The organism is Rhodococcus sp. T2V (genome assembly GCF_029269925.1).
Lineage (GTDB): Bacteria > Actinomycetota > Actinomycetes > Mycobacteriales > Mycobacteriaceae > Rhodococcus_F > Rhodococcus_F koreensis.
This window is the reverse complement of record NZ_JARJBD010000529.1, coordinates 1-366: the sequence shown is the minus strand read 5'-3', so window position 1 is coordinate 366 and position 366 is coordinate 1. Positions and strand designations below refer to the sequence as shown.

Genomic DNA, 366 nt, shown 5'->3' with positions numbered 1-366 from the left:
GCCGCAGCGACTCCTGCAACGGCCCCTTCGACGGCTCCGCCAACCACTCCGTCTCGGGGTCCCGCTTCCATCCGGTGAGCATCTTCGAGGTGTCCGCATAGGTCACCCGCCGCTGCTCCTGCGACCACGCCCGCGTCCGCTCGGCCAACGCCCGGTTGTAGACATACCGGGTGCACCCGAACGCTGAAGGAGGACTGGCGAGTACGTGCGGCACGGGACCTGCTCGATCTTCTGCTGGACCAAAGCCTCTGGCCGGATGGCGGCGTGTCGATGCCCAGCCCCGGCGCACCAAAGTCGACTGAGCCCGGCAAGTCAAAGAGCTACTGTGCGTGGACTACCCGGACGCGGAGACGGTGGTGCTGGTGA

General features: G+C 67.2%; 1 protein-coding gene. It reads right to left on the bottom strand.

The genetic code is table 11. From position 1 onward, the window contains the following. A partial coding sequence (locus tag P3H15_RS55270; protein ID WP_276144960.1) for a helix-turn-helix domain-containing protein occupies nucleotides 1-214 on the bottom strand: 214 nt, incomplete at its 3' end. Nucleotides 215-366: the final 152 nt, after the last annotated feature.